Raw genomic sequence first — 22,573 nt, forward strand, 5'->3', positions numbered from 1 at the left:
CGCCTACTCCCCGACGGGCGACTGGGTTGGTGTGTGCAGTCTGTCGAGGGTCTTGCCCTTACCCAAGTACATGTGCACACCGCAGGGCAGGCACGGATCGAAGCTGCGCACCGTGCGCATCACGTCGATGCCCTTGAAGTTCTCCCGGTCGTTCTCCTCGAAGATCGGCTGGCCCTGCACCGCGTCCTCATACGGGCCCGGGGTGCCGTAGCTGTCGCGGGGGTTGGCGTTCCACGGGGTGGGCGGGTACGGGTGGTAGTTGGCGATCTTGCCGTCCCGGATCACCAGGTGGTGGCTGAGCACGCCGCGCACCGCCTCGGTGAACCCGCACCCGATGGCCTCGTCGGGCACCTCGAATTTCTCCCACGTCTTGGTGCGTCCGGCGCGGATCTCCTCGAGCGCCTTCTCGGCGAAGTGCAGCGCGCACGCGGCCGCGTACGCCTGGAAGTAGGTGCGCGCGCGGTCGCGTTCGATCGTGTTGCTGCCGTGCTGCGGGATCTTCCACTCGAACTCCACCGGGGGTTTGAGCGCCGTCTTGGGCAGGTTGATCTTCACGCTGTTGCCGGTCGCCTTGACGTAGCCGATGTCGACGAGCCCGGCCAGCGCCGTCGCCCACAACCGGGCCAGCGGCCCGCCGCCGGTGTCCAGGGCCAGGTGGTCCGTGCCGTCGAACCAGCGCGGCGACATCACCCAGCTGTACTTGCCGCCGTCCATGTCCCGCTTCTGCGGGTGCGGGTTGGTGTGCTGGTTCCACGGGTGGCGCCGGTCCACCGCGTTGCCCAGCGGGTCGGTCTTGACGAACATCTCCTGATCGGTCCAGTCGTCGTAATACGAACTGCCCAAAAGGATTCGGATGCCCAGGTTGATGTCCACCAGCGAGTGGGTGACCAGCTTGCCGTCCACCACCACGCCCGGGGTCACGAACATCGCGTTGCCCCAGCGTTCCATGTCCTTGTACTCGAAGTTGCACACCTCGGGGTCCTGGAACGAGCCCCAGCAGCCGAGCAGGGTGCGGCGCAGCCCGACCTTCTCGTAACCGGGCAGCGCCTCATAGAAGAAGTCGAACAGGTCGTCGTGCATGGGCACGACCTTCTTCATGAATTCCACATAACGCATCAGCCGGGTCATGTAGTCGGTCATCAACTGGATGGTCGCGACCGTGCCCACCCCGCCGGGGTACAGGGTGGACGGGTGCACGTGGCGGCCCTCCATGAGGCAGAACATCTCTCGCGTCCAGCGGCTGACCGCCAGCGCCTCGCGGTAGAATTCACCGGTGAACGGGTTGAGCGAGCGCATGATGTCGGCGATCGTCCGGTAGCCGTGCGCGCCGGCCTGCGGGGCCGGGGTCTTCTCCGCGAGGGAGAGCACGCTCGGATTGGTCTCGGAGACCATCTTCTCGCAGAAGTCCACGCCGACCAGGTTTTCCTGGAAGATGTTGTGGTCGAACATGTATTCCGCGGCCTCGCCCAGGTTGACGATCCACTCACCGAGGTGCGGCGGCTTGACGCCGTAGGCCATGTTCTGCGCGTAGCACGAGCAGGTGGCGTGGTTGTCGCCGCAGATGCCGCAGATGCGGCTGGTGATGAAGTGGGCGTCGCGCGGATCCTTGCCCTTCATGAAGATCGAGTAGCCACGGAAGATCGACGAGGTGCTGTGGCACTCGACGACTTCGCGGTTCTCGAAGTCGATCTTCGTGTAGATGCCCAGGCTGCCCACGATCCTGGTGATCGGGTCCCACGCCATGTCGACCAGCTGGCCGGGCTCCCGCTTGGCGTGGGTGGGTTCCGGAATGATGGTTGTCATCGCAGTTCTTCTTCCCGCTGTGGGCTCGTCAGTTCCGAAGGCTTTCGGTGGTGAGAACGAAGCGCGCCGACCCGGTAGGTGACCTACCAGGTCCGGCGCGCCCCGGTGGTGAGTTGGTTACCGTTGTGGCGCCACCGCGGTTCCTTGTCGACGGTGCGCGCCGTGATACCCCTCAAGTTGCGAATCACGGTGCCGTACAGGCCCGACGCGGTGGTGGAAACCTTGCCGCCCGGCGGCTCGTCCATGAAGGGCATGAACTTGTCGGGGAAGCCCGGCATGGTGCAGCCGATGCAGATCCCGCCCACGTTCGGGCACCCGCCGACGCCGTTGATCCATCCCCGCTTGGGCACGTTGCATTTGACTACCGGGCCCCAACAGCCCAGCTTCACAATGCATTTCGGCGATCCGTATTCCGTGGCGAAGTCGCCCTGCTCGTAGTAGCCGGCCCGGTCGCAGCCCTCGTGGACGGTGTTGCCGAACAACCACGCAGGACGCAGCGCGTCGTCGAGCGGAATCATCGGCGCCTGACCGGTCGCCATGTAGAGCAGATAGGTCAGCGTCTCCGACAGGTTGTCGGGATGGATGGGGCAACCGGGCACGCACACGATCGGAATGCCGGCCTTGCTCTTCCACTCCCACCCCAGATAGTCGGGCACCCCCATGGCACCGGTCGGGTTCCCGGCCATGGCGTGGATGCCGCCGTAGGTGGCGCAGGTCCCGACAGCGACGACCGCGGTGGCCTTGGGCGCCAACCGGTCGAGCCACTCGCTGGTGGTCATCGGCTGGCCGGTGGCCGGATCGTTGCCGAACCCGCACCAGTAGCCCTCGTCCTTGATCTTCTCGTTGGGGATCGACCCCTCGACTACGAGCACGAAGGGTTCCAACTCGCCCCGGTCGGCTTTGAAGAACCAGGACAGAAAGTCGTCCGCCCCCCCGCTGGGTCCGCACTCGAAGTCGATCAGTGGCCAGTGCACGGCGACCTTCGGAAGCCCCGGCAAAGCCCCCAGGGCGATCTCCTCGACGGTGGGTTGGGTGGCGGCAGTCAGCGCCACCGAATCGCCATCACAACTGAGCCCGGCATTGATCCATAGAACGTGGATCAACGTTTCTTCCGCTTTGACTGCTGCTTCTGTTGGCATGCTGCAGCTTTCCGGGGCCGGGCTGGGGCCCCTGCGCCGCCGGAGTCGACCGTCGGCCCACTTGCGCAGCGCTAATTTCCGGGTCTACTCCTCACCGCCAGGCGTGTCAACGGTTCTGCGGCACAAAGTACTTAGACAACCGTTGCATTGCCGAGGGGGCGCCGGCCACGGCGATCGGCGGCCCGCGGACGGGACGGCGTCATGCGAAATCGTTGCAAGACGAGGCGTTAGGCGGGCGGCTCCGCGGCGAAGCGTCGCAGCCACCCGAACCACGCGCCCATCCCGGCGCCGGTGCGCGCGCTGAGCGGCAGGATGGTCGCGTTCGCGTTGACCTTGCGCACGTGCTCGATGTACGTGTCGACGTCGACGTCGAGGTGGGGGACCAAGTCAATCTTGTTGAGCAGCACCACGTCCACCGACCGGAACATCACCGGATACTTCAGTGGCTTGTCCTCGCCCTCGGTCACGGAGTACACCATGGCCTTGGCGTGCTCGCCGACGTCGAACTCCGCCGGGCAGACCAGGTTGCCGACGTTCTCGATGATCACCAGGTCGAGCGCGGCCAGTTCGAGGCCGGGAAGCGCGCGGTTGACCATCGGCGCGTCGAGGTGGCATTCACCGCCAAAACCGTTGCTGGTGTTGAGCAGTGACACCTGGGCGCCGCGACCGCTGAGCTTGGCCGCGTCCAGATCGGTGGCGATGTCACCCTCGATCACCCCGATGGCCAGTTCCCCGGCGAGCTCGTCGAGCGTGGCCTGCAGGACGGTCGTCTTGCCCGATCCCGGCGAGCTCATCAGGTTGAGGGTGCGCACCCCATTGGCCTCGAATGCCGTCCGGTTGGCATCGGCGAGGAGGTCGTTCTCGGCGAAGATGGCCTCCAGCACGTCGACGCGTTGCCTGCCGGTCCGGTAGCCGCCGTGGTCGCCGTGCTGGTGATCCGGATCATCGTGGTCGTGGGTGTGCACGGTTCCGTCGTCGTGCCGGTGAAATCTGCCCATGGTCAAATCCGTTCGGAACGGTCGCTTTTCACGAGACGTCCAGGGACGTCACCAAGAACTCGTTGCCCTGCAACACCTCGACGTCGGAGCTGTCGCACCGCGGGCACCAGATGGACCAGGCCGACGTGATCTCCGATCGCCGGCCGCACGCGCGGCAGCGCACCTCGGCCCCCACGCACTCGAGTTCCAGCTCGGCCTCCGGCATGTTCTCGGCGTCGCGCACCAGCGTCCAGCAGAACGACAGCGACTCGGGCACCACCTGGCGGAGCGCCCCGATCCGCACGCGCACCACGTCGACGTGTCGACCGTCGGCGTGCGTCTTGGCCACACCGGCGATCGCTTCGCACAGCGACAGCTCATGCATGAGCACTGTTCTACACCCGAACGGCCCCGCAACGCAGCGGTGTCACGAGGGAGCCCACTTCTGTTCGAGGCGACCGCAGCGCCAGACCAGCACCGCCACCGCCCAGGTGACGACGAAGGCGCCCACCACGAAATAGCCGACGGTGTTGAGGTCCAGCCCGCCGATCCAGCTCCAGAACGCGCCCCGCCAGCCGAACTGCTCGGCGAACAGGGCGAGTAGTTCGACGCTGCCGATCACCAGCGCGACGAGGACCGACAGCGCGGTGATGGTGATGTTGTAGTAGATCTTGCGCACCGGGTTGGAAAAGGCCCAGCCGTACGCGAAGTTCATGAACGAGCCGTCGATGGTGTCCAGCAGGCACATGCCGGCGGTGAACAGCACCGGCAGGCACACGATCGCGTACCACGGCAACCCGGCGGCCGCGCTGCTGCCGGCCAGGACCAGCAGCGCGATCTCGGTGGCGGTGTCGAAGCCGAGCCCGAACAGCACCCCGACCGGATAGGAGTGCCACGACTTGGTGATCGATGTGGTGAAGCGGCCGAGGAATCGGTTCATCAGACCGCGGTCGTTGAGCTGCCGCTCGAGTTCGGCCCCGTCGGCGTCGGGGTCGTAGTCACCGCGACGCAGCCGGGCGAACACCCGCAGGATGCCGACCAGCACGACCACGTTGAGGAGGGCGATCACGTAGAGGAAGACCCCGGAGACGCCGGTGCCGATCAGCCCCGTGTAGTGGTGCAGCGCGGACGAGTCGTCGCGCACTCCTCCGACGATCGTCTTGACCCCGGACGCCAGCAGGACCGCCAGCCCGAAGACCACGGTGGAATGGCCCAGCGAGAAGAAGAATCCCACCGCCAGGGGTCGTTGCCCGTCGTTCATCAGCTTGCGCGTGGTGTTGTCGATGGCGGCGATGTGGTCGGCGTCGAACGCGTGCCGCAGGCCAAGGGCGTAGGCCGTCAGCCCGACGCCGACGCCAAATGCCTTGCCGCCGAGGCTGAATTGCGCGGGGGTCACCAGGGCCACCAAGGTGAACCAGCCGATCACGTGGAGCGCGACGATGACCGCCGCCATCGCCGCGAGCCGCCACCACTCCGCCGGCGTCAACGCGTTGCGAAGCTTGGCCGTCCATGACGGGCGCCCGTCGAGCTCGGTGCTGGCCACTGGATTCCTTCCAGCGTCGGGCGGGGGAACCGACGGCACGACTGTATGTGCCGCCCTCGGCCAGATGCAAGCGGGTCGCAGGAATCGCGACGGGGGTGCCGGCGAATTCGGCCGAAAACTGGCGCGGCCGGTGGGGCGGCGCGACACTGAACGGGTGACGCCCAAGCCAGCGGCACTCGACCCGTCGGTCACCGCCCGGATCGGCGATCTGCTGCGCGCGCGGGGGCTGCGGCGGATGTCGTCGCGGATCCAGGTGCTGGCCGTGCTCGAGCCGGTCGACGGGCACCTGCCGGTGGCGGAGATCCACAAGCGGGTGCGGGCCTGCCTGCCGCACGGCGCCCACGCCCCCGACGTGGCGACCATCTATCGCACGGTGACCACCCTGGTCGAGCAGAAAGTGCTGCACGCCTTGACCGTCGACGGTGGTGTCACCACTTACGGGATGGCCACCGCGCCGCACCACCACGCCGTCTGCACCGAATGCGGCGCGATCATCGAGGTGCCCGCCCGCCAGCTCAGTTCGGCGCTCGAACACGCGATGGCGGGCAGTTCCTTTGCGCTGTCCGAGGCGGCGGGCCTGACGCTGCACGGCCTGTGCCCGCAGTGCCAGCGGCGCTGAGCTCGGTCTACCGGTTGCGACCCAGATCCAAGAGCGCGTTCTCGACCACTTCGGGCAGCGCCGGGTGGATCCAGTACTGGCCGCGGGCCATCTCCGGGGCGGTCAACCCGAAGCTCATCGCCTGAATCAGCGGCTGGATGATCGAGGATGCCTGCGGGCCCATGATGTGCGCGCCGAGCAAGCAGCCGGTGTTGCGCTCGGCGATGAGCTTCACTATCCCGGTGGTGTCCTCCATCGCCCAGCCGTAGGCGACGTCGCCGTAATCGTGGATCGCGACCGAAATGTCGAATCCTTTTGCCATGGCCTGTGTTTCGGTTAGCCCGACGGCCGCCAGCTGCGGATCGGTGAATACCGCCGACGGCACGTAGCGGTGATCGGTCCGCACCATCGATTCGGTGTCGTCCCAGTCGCAGAACAGGTTGTGCGCAACGACGCGGGCCTCATGGTTGGCGACGTGCTTGAGCTGGTAGGGCGAGCTGACGTCGCCGAGCGCGAAAACGCCACGGGCCGAGGTGCGTTGGTATTCGTCGACCACCACCCGGCCGTCCTCGACGTCGACACCGGCCTGTTCGGCGTCCAGCAGGTCGGCGTTGGACAACCGGCCGGTCGCGACCAGCAACAGGTCGGCGTGCAGCGTTGACCCGTCGTCGAGTCGCAGCGCGACGCCGGAGCCTTCGTTGCTGCCGCCCACGACGTTGCGGTGCATGCGCAGCTCCCATTTGGCGGCGGCGATGCGGGTGAAGCGTTTGCAGATGGTGTCGTCGGAATTCCGCAGCATGGTGGCGCCTCTGCACACCAGCGTGACGCGCACGCCCAGAGAGGAGAACACGTGAGCGAATTCTGCTGCCACGTAGCCGCTTCCGACGATGACGAGGTGCCCGGGCAGCTCGGGGATGCGCATGATTGTGTCGCTGGTGTGATAAGCGACGCCGCAGTCGAGGATCGCGGGCGGGATCACCGGCCGCGATCCCGCGGCGATCACCACCCGGTCGGCGGTGAATTCGTCACCGGCGTCGGTGCGCAACAGGTAGCGCCCGTCGGGCTGAACCGGCCCGAACCGGGTGTGCTGGCTGTACAGGTCGACGTTGGGTGATGAGCGGCGGTAGTCTTCGCCGCTCATCGAGATCGGATCGATGCGTCCGAAGATGCGCGAGACGATGTCGTCCCAGCGCACCCCGTCGATGTGCGCGTCGACCCCGTAGCGCGCCGCGTCGCGGATCGTCGTGGCGACTTCGGCGGCGTAGACGAACATCTTGGTCGGGATGCAGCCCACGTTGAGGCAGGTGCCGCCGAAGGTGCCGTGCTCGCACAGCGCCGTTCGCATCTCCTTGAATCTATCGTCGAAAATGCTGTTGCCCGAACCGGTCCCGATGATCGCGAGGTCGTATGTCTCCATCTCCTCACCCCCGCTTCGATGGCTGGGTGCGATCGGCGTTGAGGTAGTCGTCCAGCCAGCGGTCGAGCTGGCGATAGGCAGCCTCCCGCGGCCCCGGCAGCGAAAGGAAGACATCGTGTTTCGCGTCGCCGATCGGGACCATCGTGCTGCGATTCCCGATGCACCCGGCCCACCGGGCGATCTGGCTGACGTCGAGAACCGCGTCGCCGCTTTGCATGGACGCCGCGTCGCTGGTTTCTCGCACGGTGTGATCCGAACGCAGGATCAGGTTGGGCACCCCGACGTCCAGCCCGCGGTGCAGCCGGACCTGGCCGCGGCGGATGGCGTGCAGCCAACCGAGCGTGATGGGAAAGCCGCCCACCGGTTTCCACTGCAGGTTGTAATCGAACTCGCCGTGATAGTCGCGGTGCAGGGTGGTGCCGTAGCCGCCGTCGGTTGGCGAGCGCACCACACTCTTGGACCGCACCCGGGACAGCCCCGCGATCAGCGCCGAGGTCACGGAGTGGCGCAGCACCGCCGGCCCGTGCAGGTCCAGGAAGGGGCTGTTGAGCACCAAGCCCCCGACGCCGGCGTGGGCCGCGGCGTCGCGCCGGCGAAGCCGGTCCAGCCACAGCGACACGATGAGCCCGCCGGCGGAATGGCCGTACACCAGGACCTTGGCGGGCCGCTCCTGTTCGCGGATGACCGCCAGCGCTTGCCCGAGTTCGGCGTCGTAGTCGTCGAGGTTGGTGATGAAGTGCGGCGTCTGGCCGTCGCGGCGCGACCGCCCGCATTTCTGTAGGTCCAGCGCGTAGAAGGCGAAGCCGCGGTCGGCGAAGTGATCGGCCAGCGCCGTGTGGAAGAAGTAGTCGGTGTAGCCGTGCACGGCGAGCACCGCATGGCCGGTCCCGTGGGGACCGGTGGGCTCGCCGCGCCGGATCAGCGTCGCGACGATCTCGCCCTCGCCGACCGGGTCGGGCCCGAGCGGGATGGTGCGCTGCCAATAACCGGGCAGGACATCGGGCACCCAGCCAGTCACGAGGCCAGCTTAGAGGTTTTGCTGGTCGCGGGGAGGCGCATGCCGGTCGTGCCCGGTTCGCCTCGGGATAGCCTGGGGACCGGCACAGTCGAGGAAAGGACCGGGAGCAGGTGTCGTCGCTAGCCCGAACCGCACGGACGGACGTCGTGCTGGTGGGCGCGGGCATCATGAGCGCCACCCTGGGCGCGTTGCTGCGGCGGCTGCAGCCCGACTGGTCGATGACGATCGTCGAACGGCTGGACGCGGTCGCCGCCGAAAGCAGCAGCCCCTGGAACAACGCCGGCACCGGGCACTCCGCGCTGTGCGAGCTCAACTACACCCCGAAAAACCCGGACGGCTCTATCGACATCACCAAAGCGGTGCGCATCAACGAGCAGTTCCAGGTGAGCCGGCAGTTCTGGGCCTACGCCGTCGAGAACGGGATCCTGACCGACACCAACTTCCTCAACCGGATCCCACACGTGAGTTTCGTGCGCGGGGCGCGGGGCGTCGACTTTCTGCGGCGCCGGCAGCGGGCCCTCGCGGCCAACCCGCTCTTCGCCGGCACCGAATTCGTCGACGACCCGCAAGAGTTCGCCCGCCGGCTGCCGTTCATGGCCGCCAAGCGCGACTTCACCGAACCGACCGCGCTCAACTGGGCGCCCCACGGCACCGACGTCGACTTCGGCGCGCTGGCCCGCCAGCTCGTCGGCTTCTGCGTGCAGGGCGGCGCGACCGCGCTGTTCGGCCACGAGGTCCGCGATCTGACCCGCCGGCCGGACGGCGGCTGGACCCTGCAGCTCCGCAATCGCCGCACCGGCGAAAAGCACCGGCTGGAAGCCAAATTCGTCTTCGTCGGGGCCGGCGGCGACGCGCTGCCGCTGTTGCAGAAGTCGGGCATCAAGGAGGTCAGGGGCTTCGCCGGATTCCCCATCGGCGGGCGGTTCCTGCGAACCGACAACCCGGCGCTCACCGCCGCGCACCGGGCCAAGGTGTACGGGATGCCGGCGGCGGGCGCCCCGCCGCTCGGCGCGCTGCACCTCGACCTCCGGTTCGTCAACGGCAAGTCGTGGCTGGTGTTCGGGCCCTTCGCCGGTTGGTCACCGAAGTTCTTGAAACACGGCCGCCTTTCGGACCTGGCCCGCTCGGTGAAACCGGACAACGCGGTGTCCATGCTCGGTGTCGGCCTCACCCAGCTGACACTGGTGAGGTACCTGATCGGCCAGCTGCGGCTGTCCGAACCGGATCGGATCGACGCGCTGCGCGAATTCGCGCCCAGCGCAACCGATTCGGATTGGGAGTTGACCGTGGCCGGTCAACGCGTGCAGGTGATTCGGTGGGACCGCCGCAAGGGGGGCGTGCTGGACTTCAGCACCACCGTGCTGGCGGATGCCGATGGCACCATCGCCGGGCTGCTGGGGGGCTCCCCGGGGGCGTCGACGGCGGTGGCGGCCATGCTCGAGGTGCTTGCGCGCTGCTTCGCCGGCCGCTACCCGTCCTGGCTGCCCGCGCTCAAGGAGATGGTGCCGTCGCTGGGGGTCGAGCTGTCCCGCGAACCGGCGCTGTACGACGAGGTGTGGTCCTGGGGCACCGAGGTGTTGCGGTTGAAGTCCGATTCGGGGGTTCGGTCATGAGTGAGGCGTTGCGTCGGTCTTGGGCCAAAGACCTTGGCGCCCGGACCCTTTACGAGCTGCTCAAGCTACGGGTTGAGGTGTTCGTGGTGGAGCAGGCCTGCCCGTACCCGGAGCTGGACGGGCGTGACCTGCTCGCCGAGACGCGGCACTTCTGGCTGGAGACGCCCGACGGCGAGGTGATCTGCACGCTGCGGTTGATGGAGGAGCACGCCGGCGGCCAGAAGGCGTTCCGGATCGGCCGGTTGTGCACCAAGCGCAGCGCGCGCGGGCAGGGACACACCACGCGGCTGCTGCGCGCCGCCCTGGCCGAGGTGGGCGACTACCCGTGCCGGATCGACGCGCAAACCTACCTGGCCGACATGTACGCCCAGCACGGGTTCGTCCGCGCCGGGGAGGATTTCGTCGACGACGGGATTCCGCACGTGCCGATGCTCAAGCCTTCACGCCCCGGCTCCGGCCTGACGGAGCTGCCGTGAAGCCCTACCCGTTCAGCGCGATCGTCGGGCACGACCAGCTGCGCCTGGCGCTGCTGTTGTGCGCGGTGCGCCCGGAGATCGGCGGCGCGCTCATCCGCGGCGAGAAGGGCACGGCCAAGTCGACGGCGGTGCGCGGCCTGGCGGCGCTGCTCTCGGCGGCCACCGGCGGCGAGGGCGCCGGCCTGGTCGAAATGCCGCTCGGCGCAACCGAAGACCGGGTGATCGGTTCGCTGGACCTGCAGCGGGTGCTGCGCGACGGCGAGCACGCGTTCTCGCCGGGGCTGCTGGCCCGCGCGCACGGCGGCGTGCTCTACGTCGACGAGGTCAACCTGCTGCACGACCATCTGGTGGACGTGCTGCTCGACGCCGCGGCCATGGGCCGCGTGCACATCGAACGCGACGGCATCTCCCATTCGCATGAGGCGCGCTTCGTGCTGATCGGCACCATGAATCCGGAGGAGGGCGAGCTGCGTCCGCAGCTGCTGGACCGGTTCGGTCTGACCGTCGACGTGCACGCGTCGCGCGATGTCGACGTGCGGGTGGAGGTGATCCGGCAGCGGATGGCCTACGAGGCCGACCCGGACGGGTTCGCCGAGCGGTACGCCGACGCCGAGGCGGCGTTGGCCCGGCGCATCGCCGACGCGCGGGCCCTGGTCGCCGACGTGGCGTTGCCCGACAACGAGTTACGGCGCATCGCCGCGGTCTGCGCGGCGTTCGACGTGGACGGGATGCGGGCCGATCTGGTGGTGGCCCGCACCGCCGCCGCGCATGCCGCCTGGCGCGGGGTGAAGTCCGTCGAGGAGCAGGACGTCCGGGTGGCCGCCGAGCTGGCGTTGCCGCATCGGCGCCGCCGCGACCCGTTCGACGACCCGGGGATCGACCGTGATCAGCTCGACGAGGCGCTGGCGCAAGCCGGCGACGACGATCCGGATCCCGAGCCCGACCCGCCGGGCGGGGGAGGGGCCGCCGAGGACATTGCGCCGCAAGGTGATTCGCGACCGGCGTCCAAGCCGCAGCCGCCGCGCCCCAGCGCGCCGCCGTCGCGGACCTTCCGCGCCCGGGCCCTGACGGTGCCCGGGGTCGGCGCGGGTGCGCCCGGGCGGCGGTCGCGGGCCCGCAACGCGACCGGCCGCGTGATCGCGGCCGCCGACGGCGACGACACGGGTTCCGGCGCGCACGGGCTGCACCTGTTCGCCACCGTGCTCTCGGCGGCCGAGCGCGCCGGCGCCGGGCCGCTGCGGCCGGGGCCGGACGACGTGCGCCGCGCGATCCGTGAGGGTCGCGAGGGCAACCTGGTCATCTTCGTCGTGGACGCGTCGGGGTCGATGGCGGCGCGCGACCGCATGACCGCGGTGAGCGGCGCGACGTTGTCACTGCTGCGCGACGCGTACCAGCGCCGCGACAAGGTCGCCGTGATCACGTTCCGCCAGCAGGAGGCGCGGTTGCTGCTGCCGCCGACGTCGTCGGCGCACATCGCCGGGCGGCGACTGGCCCGATTCGACACCGGCGGCAAGACCCCACTGGCCGAAGGGCTGTTGGCCGCGCGTGAGCTGATCGTCCGCGAGAAGGCCCGCGACCGGGCAAGGCGCGCCCTGGTGGTGGTGCTGACCGACGGCCGGGCCACCGCGGGGCCGGACCCGTTGCGCCGCAGCAACATCGCGGCGGCGCGGCTGGTATCCGAGGGCGCCGCCGCGGTGGTCGTGGACTGCGAGACGTCCTATGTGCGGCTGGGTTTGGCCGAGCAGCTGGCCCGCCGGCTCGGCGCGCCGGCGGTGCGGCTCGAGCAGCTGCACGCGGACTCCCTGACGCGCGCGGTGCGCGGCGCGGCCTGAGGAAGGTATTCGCCGATGCCACAAGGCCGCCCCCTTCAGGTGCCCGACGACGGGTTGAGCACCAAGGCCCGGCGCAACACCCCGGTGCTGGCGGTGCACACCGGCCCCGGCAAGGGGAAATCGACGGCCGCCTTCGGAATGGCGTTGCGGGCGTGGAACGTCGGGCTTTCCGTCGCCGTCTTCCAGTTCGTCAAGAGCGCCAAGTGGAAGGTGGGTGAGGAGTCGGCCTTCGCGCAACTCGGCCGCGTGCACGACGAGCACCGGATCGGTGGGCCCGTCGAATGGCACAAGATGGGCGCGGGGTGGTCCTGGTCGCGCAAGGCGGGCAGCGAACTCGACCACGCGGCGGCGGCCGCCGACGGGTGGGCCGAGATCTCGCGCCGGCTGGCCGAGCAGCGCCACGACTTCTACGTGCTCGACGAGTTCACCTACCCGCTGAAGTGGGGATGGGTGGACGTCGACGAGGTGGTGGACGTGCTGCTGGCGCGGCCCGGCCACCAGCACGTGGTCATCACCGGGCGCGATGCCCCGCAGCGGTTGATCGAGGCGGCTGACCTGGTGACCGAGATGACGAAGATCAAGCACCCGATGGACGCGGGCCGCAAGGGGCAGAAGGGCATCGAGTGGTGAGCGTCCCCGCGGTGGTCGTCGCCGCGCCGGCATCTGGCAGCGGAAAGACCACCGTCGCAACGGGTTTGATCGGTGCCCTGCGGCGCGCCGGTCATGCCGTAGCGCCGTTCAAGGTCGGCCCGGATTTCATCGACCCCGGTTATCACGGCCTGGCCGCCGGGCGTCCCGGCCGCAACCTGGACCCGGTGCTGGTCGGCGAGAGCCTCGTCGGCCCGCTGTACGCGCACGGCGCCGACGACGCGGACATCGCGGTGATCGAAGGCGTGATGGGCCTCTTCGACGGGCGGATCGGTCCCGCCGTCGCCGGCCCGGCGGACGGGTCCACCGCACACGTGGCCGGCCTGTTGGGCGCGCCGGTCATCCTGGTGGTCGACGCGCGCGGTCAGAGCCACAGCATCGCCGCACTGCTGCACGGCTTTTCGACGTTCGATGCCGGGACGCGGGTCCGCGGCGTGATCCTCAACCGCGTCGGCTCGGCCCGGCACGAGCAGGTGCTGCGGCAGGCCTGCGAGCAGGCGGGCGTCCCGGTGCTGGGCGCCATTCCGCGCACCGCCGAATTGGAGCTCCCGACAAGGTATTTGGGCCTGGTGACCGCGGTGGAGTACGGGCGGCGGGCGCGGCTCGCGGTCGAGGCGATGACCGACCTGGTGGCGCGCCACGTCGACCTGGCTGCCGTGGCGGCGGTGGCCGCGAGCCGCGCCGGCCCGGCGTGGGACCCGGCGACGGCGGCGGGCGGGGCTCCCGGCGCGCGGGCCACCGTGGCGATGGCGGCGGGAAAGGCGTTCAGCTTCGGCTACGCCGAGCATGCCGAGTTGCTCGAGGCCGCGGGCGCCGAGGTGGTCGAATTCGACCCGCTGGCCGACCCGTTGCCGGATGGCACGGACGCGGTGCTGCTGCCCGGTGGCTTCCCGGAACAGTTCACCGCGGAGCTCTCGGCCAACGACCTTGTGCGCCGGCAGATCAACGAGCTGGCCGCCGCCGGCGCGCCCATTCACGCCGAATGCGCCGGCCTCATCTACCTGGCCACCGAACTCGACGGCTACCAGATGTGCGGCGTGCTGGCCGGGTCGGCGCGGTTCACGCCGCACCTGACGCTGGCCTATCGCGACGCCGTGGCCGTCGCCGATTCGCCATTGTATCGCGCTGGACAGCGTGCGGTGGGGCACGAATTCCACTGCACCGCAGTCACTTTCACCGACAGCTATCAGCCCGCGTGGGTGTACCGGGGTGCCGGGGTGGACGCCGTGCGCGACGGCGTGGTGCACGCCGGGGTGCACGCGTCGTATCTGCACACGCACCCGGCGGCCGCGCCGGAAGCGGTCGCGCGGTTCGTCGCGCACGCCGCCGCCCGCCGCGCTCGCGATCGCCACTGAGCCGATGGTGGCGACCCGCAGCGCCCGGCGTCCCGCCGCGCTCGCGATCGCCACTAGGCTTGCCCGGTGACCGAGAACGCCTACCTCGCCGGACTGCGGCTGGCCGGCAAGAAGGTCGTCGTGGTCGGCGGCGGCTCGGTCGCCCAACGCCGGCTGCCCCTGCTGATCGCCAGCGGCGCGGACGTCCACGTCATCTCCCGCAGCGCCACCAGGTCGGTCGAGGCGATGACCGGAATCACGTTGTCCCTGCGCGAATACCGCGACGGTGACCTCGACGGGGCCTGGTACGCGATCGCCGCCACCAACGACCCGGAAGTGAACGCGGCCGTCGTCGCCGAGGCCGAACGCCGCCACCTGTTCTGCGTCCGCGCCGACATCGCCGTGGAGGGGACCGCGGTGACCCCGGCGTCCTTCCGTTATGAGGGGTTATCGGTGGGGGTGTTGGCCGGCGGCGAGCACCGCCGCTCCGCGGCAATCCGCTCGGCCATCCGGGAGGCGTTGCAGACCGGGGTCATCACCGTGGACAGCGCGGTGAGCTCCGACGTCGTGCGCGGCGGGGTGGCGCTCGTCGGCGGCGGCCCCGGCGACCCCGAACTGATCACCGTGCGCGGGCGGCGCCTGCTGGCCCACGCCGACGTCGTGGTCGCCGACCGGCTCGCGCCGCCGGAGCTGCTGGCCGAGCTGCCGCCGCACGTGGAGGTGATCGACGCGGCCAAGATCCCCTACGGGCGGGCGATGGCCCAGGACGCGATCAACGACGTCATGATCGAGCGGGCCCGGTCCGGAAAGTTCGTCGTCCGGCTCAAGGGTGGGGACCCGTTCGTCTTCGCCCGCGGCTACGAGGAAGTGCAGGCGTGCGTGGACGCCGGGATCCCGGTGATCGTGGTCCCGGGTGTGACAAGTGCCATAGGAGTGCCCGCCCTGGCGGGTGTTCCGGTGACGCATCGGGCGATAAATCACGAATTCGTCGTGGTCAGCGGTCATCTGGCGCCCGATCACCCCGAATCGTTAGTGAATTGGAATGCGCTGGCCGCATTGTCGGGCACCATCGTTTTGCTGATGGCCGTCGAACGCATCGAGCTTTTCGCCGACGCGCTGATAAAAGGCGGTCGAACTGCGGATACGCCGGTGTTGGTGGTCCAGCACGGCACGACGGCCGAACAGCAGACTTTGCGGGCCACCCTCGCCGACACGCCCGAAAAGATCCGCGCCGAGGGCATCCGACCTCCCGCGATCATCGTGATCGGTCCGGTGGCGGCCTTCGGGCTTTAAACGGATCTTAAGATTACTGTAAGGTAACCCTTTATGACGGCCCTCAACGACAGTGAGCGCGCGGTGCGGAAATTCGCGTCCGCGCGCCCCGATCGTCCGGCCCCGGTGCGCGCCGAGCGCCCGGCGGAGACCGCCTCCACGCGCCTCAGCAAGTACTACCCGGCCTGGCTGCCCTCGCGTCGCTTCATCGCGGCCGTGATCGCCATCGGCGGTATGCAGTTGCTGGCGACCATGGACAGCACCGTCGCCATCGTGGCGCTGCCGAGGATCCAGAACGAGCTGAGCCTCTCGGACGCCGGCCGCAGCTGGGTGATCACCGCGTATGTGCTCACCTTCGGCGGCCTGATGCTGTTGGGCGGCCGGCTGGGCGACACCATCGGACGCAAGCGCACCTTCATCGTCGGCGTCGCGCTGTTCACCATTTCCTCGGTGCTGTGCGCGGTCGCCTGGGACGAGGCCACGATGGTCATCGCGCGGCTCTCCCAGGGCGTCGGGTCGGCCATCGCCTCGCCGACGGGCTTGGCGCTGGTGGCGACCACGTTCCCCAAGGGCCCGGCCCGTAACTTCGCGACGGCGGTGTTCGCCGCGATGACGGCCATCGGTTCGGTGATGGGCCTGGTGGTCGGCGGAGCGCTGACCGAGGTGTCCTGGCGGCTGGCCTTCCTGGTGAACGTGCCGATCGGGCTGGTGATGATCTACCTGGCCCGCACCGCGCTGCGCGAGACCAACCGCGAGCGGATGAAGCTCGACGCCACCGGCGCCATGCTCGCCACCCTGGCGTGCACCGCCGCCGTCTACGCCTTCTCGATGGGGCCGGAGAAGGGCTGGGTGTCGATCACCACCATCGCCTCGGGTGTCGTCGCGCTGGCCGCCGCGCTGGCCTTCGTCATCGTGGAGCGCACGGCCGAAAACCCCGTCGTCCCATTCAGTCTCTTCCGCGACCGCAACCGGCTGGTCACCTTCGCCGCGATCTTCCTGGCCGGCGGGCTGATGTTCAGCCTGACCGTCTGCATCGGCCTGTACGTGCAGGACATCCTGGGCTACAGCGCGCTGCGCGCGGGCGTCGGCTTCATTCCGTTCGTCATCGCGATGGGGATCGGCCTGGGCGTCTCCTCCCAGCTGGTGTCGCGGTTCTCGCCGCGGGTGCTGACCATCGGCGGTGGCGTGCTGCTGTTCTGGGCGATGCTCTACGGCTGGGCCTTCATGCACCGCGGCGTGCCCTATTTCCCCAACCTGGTGTTGCCGATCATCGTCGGCGGTATTGGCATCGGCATCTGCGTCGTCCCGCTGACGCTGTCGGCCATCGCGGGGGTGGGTTTCGATCAGATCGGCCCGGTGTCGGCGATCGCGTTGATGCTGCAGAGCCTCGGCGGACCGCTGGTGCTGGCCGTCATCCAGGCCGTGATCACGTCGCGCACGCTGTACCTGGGCGGCACCACCGGCCCGGTGAAGATCATGAACGACCTCCAGTTGCACGCGCTCGATCAGGGCTATACCTACGGCCTGCTGTGGGTGGCCGGCGTGGCCGTCATCGTCGGCGGTGCGGCCCTGTTGATCGGCTACACGCCGGAGCAGGTGGCCCACGCGCAAGAGGTCAAGGAAGCGATCGACGCCGGCGAGCTGTAGGTCTCGGCCGCCGACCGTCACGCCAGAGTGGCGTCGGCATGCCAGCGTTGCGCTGGCGTGACGCTCGTCGCAGGAACCCGCCACGTTAGGCCGATGGCGGTGACCCGTCCCCCGCAAGCGGGAGGTACCCCCAGCGCCCGGCTCCGCGGGAGGTACCCCCAGCGCCCGGTCCCCCGCAAGCGGGCGGTACCCCCACCGCCGCGCATGCGATCACCGCTAGGCTGGCCCGCTGTGATCACCCGGATGTCCGAGTTGTTCTTGCGCACATTGCGCGACGACCCCGCCGACGCGGAAGTGCCCAGCCACAAACTGCTGATCCGGGCCGGTTACGTCCGGCCCGTCGCGCCCGGGTTGTACAGCTGGCTGCCGCTCGGCCTGCGGGTGCTGCGCAGGATCGAAAGCATCGTCCGCGAGGAGATGAACGCCATCGGCGGGCAGGAGATCCTGTTCCCCGCCCTGCTGCCCCGCGCGCCCTACGAGACCACGAACCGGTGGACCGAATACGGCGACGGCGTGTTCCGGGTCAAGGACCGTCGCGGCAACGACTACCTGCTGGGGCCGACGCACGAGGAACTGTTCACCCTGACCGTCAAAGGCGAATACAGCTCCTACAAAGACTTTCCGGTGCTGCTCTATCAGATCCAGAACAAGTACCGCGACGAGGCGCGGCCCCGGGCGGGCATCCTGCGGGTGCGCGAGTTCGTGATGAAGGACTCCTACTCCTTCGACATCGACGACGCCGGGCTCAAGGCCGCCTATCACGCGCACCGGGAGGCGTATCAGCGCATCTTCAATCGGCTCCAGGTGCGCTACGTGATCGTCTCCGCGGTGTCGGGGGCGATGGGTGGCAGCGCCTCCGAGGAGTTTTTGGCCGAAAGTCCGGTCGGTGAAGACACTTTCGTGCGCTGCCTGGAGTCCGGGTATGCGGCCAACGTCGAGGCCGTCGTCACCGCCCGCCCGGAGGCCCGGCCCATCGAGGGGCTGCCCGAGGCCGTGGTCCACGACACCGGCGACACCCCGACCATCGCCACGCTGGTCGAGTGGGCCAACACGGCCGACCTCGGCCGCACCGTCACCGCCGCCGACACCCTGAAGAACGTTTTGCTCAAGGTGCGCCAGCCCGGCGGGGATCCGGAGCTGCTGGCCATCGGGTTGCCCGGCGACCGCGAGGTCGACGACAAGAGGCTGGGCGCGGCGCTGGATCCGGCCGAGTACGCGTTGCTCGACGACGCCGACTTCGCCAAGTACCCGTTCCTGGTGAAGGGCTATATCGGTCCTAAGGCGTTGCGCGACAACGGCGTTCGCTATCTCGTCGACCCGCGGGTGGTGGACGGCACCAGCTGGATCACCGGGGCGGACGAGAAGGGCCGCCACGTCGTCGGCCTGGTGGCCGGCCGGGATTTCACCGCCGACGGCACCATCGAGGCCGCCGAGGTGCGCGACGGCGATCCGTCGCCCGACGGCGCCGGCCCGCTGGTGTCGGCGCGGGGCATCGAGGTCGCGCACATCTTCCAGCTCGGCCGCAAATACACCGACGCGTTCACCGCCGACGTGCTCGGTGAGGACGGCAAGCCGGTGCGGCTGACCATGGGCTCCTACGGGCTCGGGGTGTCGCGCATGGTGGCCGTCATCGCCGAGCAGCACCACGACGAGCTGGGCCTGCGCTGGCCGGCGTCGGTCGCGCCGTTCGACGTGCACCTGGTGATCGCCAACAAGGACGCGGACGCCCGCACCGGGGCGACCGCGCTGGCCGCCGACCTGGACGGGCTGGGCGTCGAGGTGCTGCTCGACGACCGGCAGGCCTCGCCGGGGGTCAAGTTCAAGGACGCCGAGTTGCTGGGCGTGCCCTGGATCCTGGTGGTGGGCCGCGGCTGGGGCAACGGCGTGGTCGAGCTGCGCGACCGCTTCAGCGGCGAGACGCGTGAGCTGGCCACCGGGCCGTCGCTGGCCGCCGACGTCGCGGCCGCGCTGACCGGGTAGCGCTCCAAACCCCTTGCGGCGCTAGTCGTTTCCGCCCGGGAAGCTCGTCGTGATGGGCCAGGCGCCCAGCACGCGGTTCCAGCGGGCGGCCATCACGGCGCTCTGCGTCAGCGCCGTCGCGGCGAACGCGCGGTCGTCGGCCGTCTCGGCGTGCTCGATCACCACCCGCCAGGCCGACGCGCAGTCGTTCTCCATCCGGGCGGCCAGGCGCGCCGCGTCCGCGGCGCTGCCGATCAGCATCGGCAGCTGGTAGCCGGGGGCGGCGACCGGGGCGTTGACCTTGCGGGCGGTCAGCATCGCGATCACGTCGTCGCGGCGCTGGCGGTGCTGCAACAGGGCCTCCACCACCATGCCGTTCACGCTGGGCGGCGACAGTGCCGAGACCATGCCGTAGCCGTAGATCGTCGAGTGTTCGATGGCCAGCGCGTCGCACAACGCCGCGTTGTCGGCGTCCTTGCCGGAGCTCATATCGACGGACCCCCGGGCACCAGGGCGACCGTGTACGACGCCGTGCACGACGCGATGATCGACGCGAGCAGCCCCGCGCGGTAGCCGGATTCGCCCGCCACCAGGCGGCTGGCGCTGTCCGCCGAGGCGCGCAACGCGTTGATCACGTCGGACACCGGCGGCGGGGGCGGCGGCGGGCCCGCCGGTTCGGCGGCGCTCGGGCTCGGGGTGGCGGTCTCGCTGGTCGACGAGCTGGTGATCTTGCCGGCGGCCCGCGAGATCTCCGTGGACAGGGCGCGGGCGTGCGCGGCGCGCTGGCTGGCGACCACCGTCAGCGCGGCGGCGATCTGCGGCGGATTGCCGACGGCCGCCGCGGCGGCGCCGGCCAGCGCGCTGTCCTTGCGGGCCTGATCCAACGGGCCCAGCAACTCTTCGACGGCCGGGGGCTTGGGCGGGGACTCGCCGCAGGCGGAGGTGACCACCCCGAGCGCAGCCAGAGCCGCGCCGCCGGCGAGCACACCCCGCCGGTTGACGACGGGAACTGCGCTAGACACAAACACATCCTGCCATCGGTGCGGCGGTGGGTACGAAGCCAGGACGCGATCCGGCCGTCAGACGCGAATCCTGGCGTATCGTTGATAGCTGGCTCTCGCGGAACGGCAGCCCTCGCGTTCCGCCGGGACACTGGAGCCGCCCGCAAGCCAGCGGGGCGGCGACGCCCTCCAGCTGACCGGACAACTCAAGATGAGGAGCTCGCCGTGACCACCGGGCTACCTTCGCAGACGCAGGTGATCGAGCTACTCGGTGGAGAGTTCGCGCGCGCGGGATATGAGATCGAAGACGTGGTCATCGACGCCCGCACGCGCCCGCCGCGGATCATGGTCGTCGCCGACGGTGACAAAGCCCTTGACCTGGACACCATCGCGGACCTGTCACGCTCCGCGTCGACTTTGCTGGACGGCCTCGACGGCATCCGGGACCGCTACGTGCTCGAGGTGAGTTCCCCGGGCGTGGAACGCCCGCTGACCAGCGAAAAGCACTTTCGCCGCGCCCATGGCCGCAAGGTGGACGTCGACCTGGCGGACGGTTCCCGCCTGACCGGCCGGGTCGGGGAGACCCGCGACCACGCCGTCACGCTCGTGGTTCGCCAGGGCCGCGACTACACGGTGCGCGAGATTCCGCTCGCCGACATCGCCAAAGCCGTTGTCCAGGTGGAGTTTTCGCCGCCGGCCCAAGCGGAGTTGGAGCTGGCGGGCCGGGCCGACAGGACGGAGGAGCGGCGCTGATGAATATCGACATGGCCGCGCTGCACGCCATCGAGGTGGATCGGGGCATCTCGGTCAACGAGCTGCTCGAGACGATCAAATCGGCGCTGCTCACCGCCTACCGGCACACCGAGGGCCACCAGAACGACGCGCGCATCGAGATCGACCGCAAGACCGGTGTGGTGCGCGTCGTCGCCCGCGAGACCGACGACGACGGCAATGTGATCAGCGAATGGGACGACACCCCCGAGGGTTTCGGCCGCATCGCCGCGACGACCGCGCGCCAGGTCATGCTGCAGCGGTTTCGGGACGCCGAAAACGAGCGCACCTACGGCGAGTTCTCGACCCGCGAGGGCGAGATCGTCGCGGGCGTCATCCAGCGCGACAGCCGCGCCAACGCCCGCGGACTGGTCGTGGTCCGGATGGGCACCGAGACCAAGGCGTCCGAGGGCGTCATCCCGGCCGCCGAACAGGTGCCCGGCGAAAGCTACGAGCACGGCAACCGGGTGCGTTGCTACGTGATCGGGGTGACCCGCGGATCGCGCGAGCCGCTGATCACGCTGTCGCGGACGCACCCCAACCTGGTACGCAAGTTGTTCTCCCTGGAGGTCCCCGAGATCGCCGACGGTTCGGTCGAGATCGTGGCGGTGGCCCGCGAGGCCGGCCATCGCTCCAAGATCGCGGTGAAGTCCAACGTCTCCGGCCTGAACGCGAAAGGGGCCTGCATCGGCCCGATGGGCCAGCGGGTCCGCAACGTGATGAGCGAGCTCTCGGGGGAGAAGATCGACATCATCGACTACGACGAAGACCCGTCCCGCTTCGTCGCCAACGCGTTGTCGCCGGCCAAGGTGGTGTCCGTGTCGATCATCGACCAGAACGCCCGGGCCGCCCGCGTGGTGGTGCCCGATTTCCAGCTTTCCCTGGCCATCGGCAAGGAGGGCCAGAACGCGCGGTTGGCGGCCCGGCTCACCGGGTGGCGCATCGACATCCGCGGCGATACGCCGGGTGCATCCGACGCGCATTCGCAGGCCCACCCCGAGCGCGGCGCGACCCATCCGGTGGCGCACGACCGCTAGCGCGGCAACCCGACCGAACGGCCGCGCGGCGGGGGAGAGCGGCCCGCACCCTCGGGCGGTTCTGACCATCGGGTAAGTGACGCTAGACTGAGCCGTGATCCAGCGCGAACCTTCGGCACCCGAAACCAGGGCGCACAAATGTGTGGACGGACCAGTCCGCACGTGCGTCGGGTGCCGGAAGCGAGGGTTGGCCGTCGAACTGCTTCGCGTAGCGGCTGTGTCGGACGGGAACGGCGGATATGCCGTGATCGTCGACACCAGGAGTAGCCTGCCGGGGCGGGGTGCGTGGCTGCACCCCGAACCGCAGTGCGTGCAACAGGCGATTCGGCGGCGGGCTTTCACCAGAGCGCTGCGCATCGCCGGTTCCCCGGACGTGTCCGCGGTGGTCGAGCACCTAGAGTCACTAGGCGCACCCGATCCTCTCGGCACCAACAGAAGAGGCAGCAAAGAACATGAGCACACCGTGAAGTCCCGATGACCATGTGTCA

At 69.4% G+C, this 22,573-nt stretch carries 21 protein-coding genes; 12 read left to right on the forward strand and 9 right to left on the reverse strand.

Features of this window, described 5'->3' with window-relative positions; genetic code table 11:
- Positions 1-3: 3 nt before the first annotated feature.
- The 5 genes from A5680_RS01075 to A5680_RS01095 all read right to left on the reverse strand — a co-directional run bounded on the left by A5680_RS01075 (position 4) and on the right by A5680_RS01095 (position 5,462).
- Positions 4-1,803, reverse strand: a complete 1,800-nt coding sequence (locus tag A5680_RS01075) for a nickel-dependent hydrogenase large subunit (RefSeq protein ID WP_055400418.1) — start codon at positions 1,801-1,803, stop codon at positions 4-6.
- An 83-nt stretch (positions 1,804-1,886) separates the two neighbouring features.
- Entirely contained in the window at positions 1,887-2,942 is a 1,056-nt protein-coding gene (locus A5680_RS01080; protein WP_055400416.1) for a hydrogenase expression protein HypE, read from the reverse strand.
- 227 nt (positions 2,943-3,169) lie between these two features.
- Complete coding sequence (gene hypB / locus A5680_RS01085) at positions 3,170-3,940, reverse strand: hydrogenase nickel incorporation protein HypB (protein ID WP_055400414.1); 771 nt, start codon at positions 3,938-3,940, stop codon at positions 3,170-3,172.
- Between the two features lie 28 nt (positions 3,941-3,968).
- The gene (locus A5680_RS01090; protein WP_055400412.1) at positions 3,969-4,304 is read right to left on the reverse strand and encodes a hydrogenase maturation nickel metallochaperone HypA; all 336 of its coding nucleotides are present in this window, start codon (positions 4,302-4,304) and stop codon (positions 3,969-3,971) included.
- Between the two features lie 42 nt (positions 4,305-4,346).
- Entirely contained in the window at positions 4,347-5,462 is a 1,116-nt protein-coding gene (locus tag A5680_RS01095; RefSeq protein WP_055400410.1) for a HoxN/HupN/NixA family nickel/cobalt transporter, read from the reverse strand.
- 154 nt (positions 5,463-5,616) lie between these two features.
- Between A5680_RS01095 and A5680_RS01100 the strand changes: the two genes are divergently transcribed.
- On the forward strand, positions 5,617-6,081 hold the full coding sequence (locus tag A5680_RS01100; RefSeq protein WP_067815479.1) for a Fur family transcriptional regulator: 465 nt from the start codon (positions 5,617-5,619) through the stop codon (positions 6,079-6,081).
- A gap of 7 nt (positions 6,082-6,088) precedes the next feature.
- Here the strand turns inward: A5680_RS01100 and mtr are convergent, their stop codons facing one another.
- Positions 6,089-7,477: a mycothione reductase gene (mtr, locus tag A5680_RS01105; protein WP_055400408.1), complete on the reverse strand. Its 1,389-nt coding sequence runs from the start codon at positions 7,475-7,477 to the stop codon at positions 6,089-6,091.
- A 4-nt stretch (positions 7,478-7,481) separates the two neighbouring features.
- Positions 7,482-8,495 carry an alpha/beta hydrolase gene (locus tag A5680_RS01110; protein ID WP_067815210.1) on the reverse strand — a complete coding sequence of 338 codons (1,014 nt, stop codon included), beginning with the start codon at positions 8,493-8,495 and terminating at the stop codon, positions 7,482-7,484.
- 110 nt (positions 8,496-8,605) lie between these two features.
- Here A5680_RS01110 and mqo point away from each other — a divergent pair, with 110 nt between their 5' ends.
- The 8 genes from mqo to A5680_RS01150 all read left to right on the forward strand — a co-directional run bounded on the left by mqo (position 8,606) and on the right by A5680_RS01150 (position 19,297).
- A complete protein-coding gene (mqo, locus tag A5680_RS01115; protein ID WP_082970228.1) occupies positions 8,606-10,108 on the forward strand; it encodes a malate dehydrogenase (quinone) in 1,503 nt (500 codons plus the stop codon).
- Complete coding sequence (locus A5680_RS01120; RefSeq protein WP_055400404.1) at positions 10,105-10,584, forward strand: GNAT family N-acetyltransferase; 480 nt, start codon at positions 10,105-10,107, stop codon at positions 10,582-10,584. Before mqo ends, A5680_RS01120 begins: the two co-directional genes overlap by 4 nt.
- Complete coding sequence (locus A5680_RS01125) at positions 10,581-12,416, forward strand: magnesium chelatase subunit D family protein (protein WP_067815213.1); 1,836 nt, start codon at positions 10,581-10,583, stop codon at positions 12,414-12,416. The genes A5680_RS01120 and A5680_RS01125 overlap by 4 nt, the downstream gene beginning before the upstream one ends.
- Before the next feature lie 15 nt (positions 12,417-12,431).
- Entirely contained in the window at positions 12,432-13,046 is a 615-nt protein-coding gene (gene cobO / locus A5680_RS01130; protein WP_055400400.1) for a cob(I)yrinic acid a,c-diamide adenosyltransferase, read from the forward strand.
- The gene (locus A5680_RS01135; RefSeq protein WP_197499708.1) at positions 13,043-14,419 is read left to right on the forward strand and encodes a cobyrinate a,c-diamide synthase; all 1,377 of its coding nucleotides are present in this window, start codon (positions 13,043-13,045) and stop codon (positions 14,417-14,419) included. The genes cobO and A5680_RS01135 overlap by 4 nt, the downstream gene beginning before the upstream one ends.
- A gap of 66 nt (positions 14,420-14,485) precedes the next feature.
- Positions 14,486-15,691, forward strand: coding sequence for a uroporphyrinogen-III C-methyltransferase (gene cobA / locus A5680_RS01140; RefSeq protein ID WP_067815216.1), 1,206 nt, complete (start codon positions 14,486-14,488; stop codon positions 15,689-15,691).
- Positions 15,692-15,724: 33 nt separating this feature from the next.
- Positions 15,725-17,317 carry an MFS transporter gene (locus A5680_RS01145; protein WP_055400394.1) on the forward strand — a complete coding sequence of 531 codons (1,593 nt, stop codon included), beginning with the start codon at positions 15,725-15,727 and terminating at the stop codon, positions 17,315-17,317.
- Between the two features lie 231 nt (positions 17,318-17,548).
- Complete coding sequence (locus tag A5680_RS01150) at positions 17,549-19,297, forward strand: proline--tRNA ligase (RefSeq protein ID WP_067815231.1); 1,749 nt, start codon at positions 17,549-17,551, stop codon at positions 19,295-19,297.
- Positions 19,298-19,318: 21 nt separating this feature from the next.
- Here the strand turns inward: A5680_RS01150 and A5680_RS01155 are convergent, their stop codons facing one another.
- Together A5680_RS01155 and A5680_RS01160 are read right to left on the reverse strand one after the other, a co-directional pair.
- Positions 19,319-19,765, reverse strand: coding sequence for a ferritin-like domain-containing protein (locus A5680_RS01155; RefSeq protein WP_055400388.1), 447 nt, complete (start codon positions 19,763-19,765; stop codon positions 19,319-19,321).
- Positions 19,762-20,298: a hypothetical protein gene (locus A5680_RS01160; RefSeq protein WP_055400461.1), complete on the reverse strand. Its 537-nt coding sequence runs from the start codon at positions 20,296-20,298 to the stop codon at positions 19,762-19,764. The genes A5680_RS01155 and A5680_RS01160 overlap by 4 nt, the downstream gene beginning before the upstream one ends.
- Before the next feature lie 204 nt (positions 20,299-20,502).
- Here A5680_RS01160 and rimP point away from each other — a divergent pair, with 204 nt between their 5' ends.
- The 3 genes from rimP to A5680_RS24955 all read left to right on the forward strand — a co-directional run bounded on the left by rimP (position 20,503) and on the right by A5680_RS24955 (position 22,563).
- The gene (rimP, locus tag A5680_RS01165) at positions 20,503-21,030 is read left to right on the forward strand and encodes a ribosome maturation factor RimP (protein ID WP_055400386.1); all 528 of its coding nucleotides are present in this window, start codon (positions 20,503-20,505) and stop codon (positions 21,028-21,030) included.
- Positions 21,030-22,085, forward strand: coding sequence for a transcription termination factor NusA (gene nusA / locus A5680_RS01170; RefSeq protein WP_055400383.1), 1,056 nt, complete (start codon positions 21,030-21,032; stop codon positions 22,083-22,085). Before rimP ends, nusA begins: the two co-directional genes overlap by 1 nt.
- Before the next feature lie 217 nt (positions 22,086-22,302).
- Positions 22,303-22,563 (forward strand): YlxR family protein, encoded by a 261-nt coding sequence (locus A5680_RS24955; RefSeq protein ID WP_369827587.1) that lies wholly within the window; start codon positions 22,303-22,305, stop codon positions 22,561-22,563.
- The last annotated feature ends 10 nt before the right edge of the window (positions 22,564-22,573 follow it).

This window comes from Mycobacterium sp. E2989 (assembly GCF_001667595.1).
In the GTDB taxonomy this organism is placed as follows: domain Bacteria; phylum Actinomycetota; class Actinomycetes; order Mycobacteriales; family Mycobacteriaceae; genus Mycobacterium.

Bases quoted from the DNA above. Each gene is read 5' to 3' on its own strand.
- A5680_RS01075 (WP_055400418.1), bottom strand. From the start codon at position 1,803: ATGACAACCATCATTCCGGAACCCACCCACGCCAAGCGGGAGCCCGGC.
- A5680_RS01080 (WP_055400416.1), bottom strand. From the start codon at position 2,942: ATGCCAACAGAAGCAGCAGTCAAAGCGGAAGAAACGTTGATCCACGTT.
- hypB (WP_055400414.1), bottom strand. From the start codon at position 3,940: ATGGGCAGATTTCACCGGCACGACGACGGAACCGTGCACACCCACGAC.
- A5680_RS01090 (WP_055400412.1), bottom strand. From the start codon at position 4,304: ATGCATGAGCTGTCGCTGTGCGAAGCGATCGCCGGTGTGGCCAAGACG.
- mtr (WP_055400408.1), bottom strand. From the start codon at position 7,477: ATGGAGACATACGACCTCGCGATCATCGGGACCGGTTCGGGCAACAGC.
- A5680_RS01120 (WP_055400404.1), top strand. From the start codon at position 10,105: ATGAGTGAGGCGTTGCGTCGGTCTTGGGCCAAAGACCTTGGCGCCCGG.
- cobO (WP_055400400.1), top strand. From the start codon at position 12,432: ATGCCACAAGGCCGCCCCCTTCAGGTGCCCGACGACGGGTTGAGCACC.
- A5680_RS01145 (WP_055400394.1), top strand. From the start codon at position 15,725: ATGACGGCCCTCAACGACAGTGAGCGCGCGGTGCGGAAATTCGCGTCC.
- A5680_RS01155 (WP_055400388.1), bottom strand. From the start codon at position 19,765: ATGAGCTCCGGCAAGGACGCCGACAACGCGGCGTTGTGCGACGCGCTG.
- nusA (WP_055400383.1), top strand. From the start codon at position 21,030: ATGAATATCGACATGGCCGCGCTGCACGCCATCGAGGTGGATCGGGGC.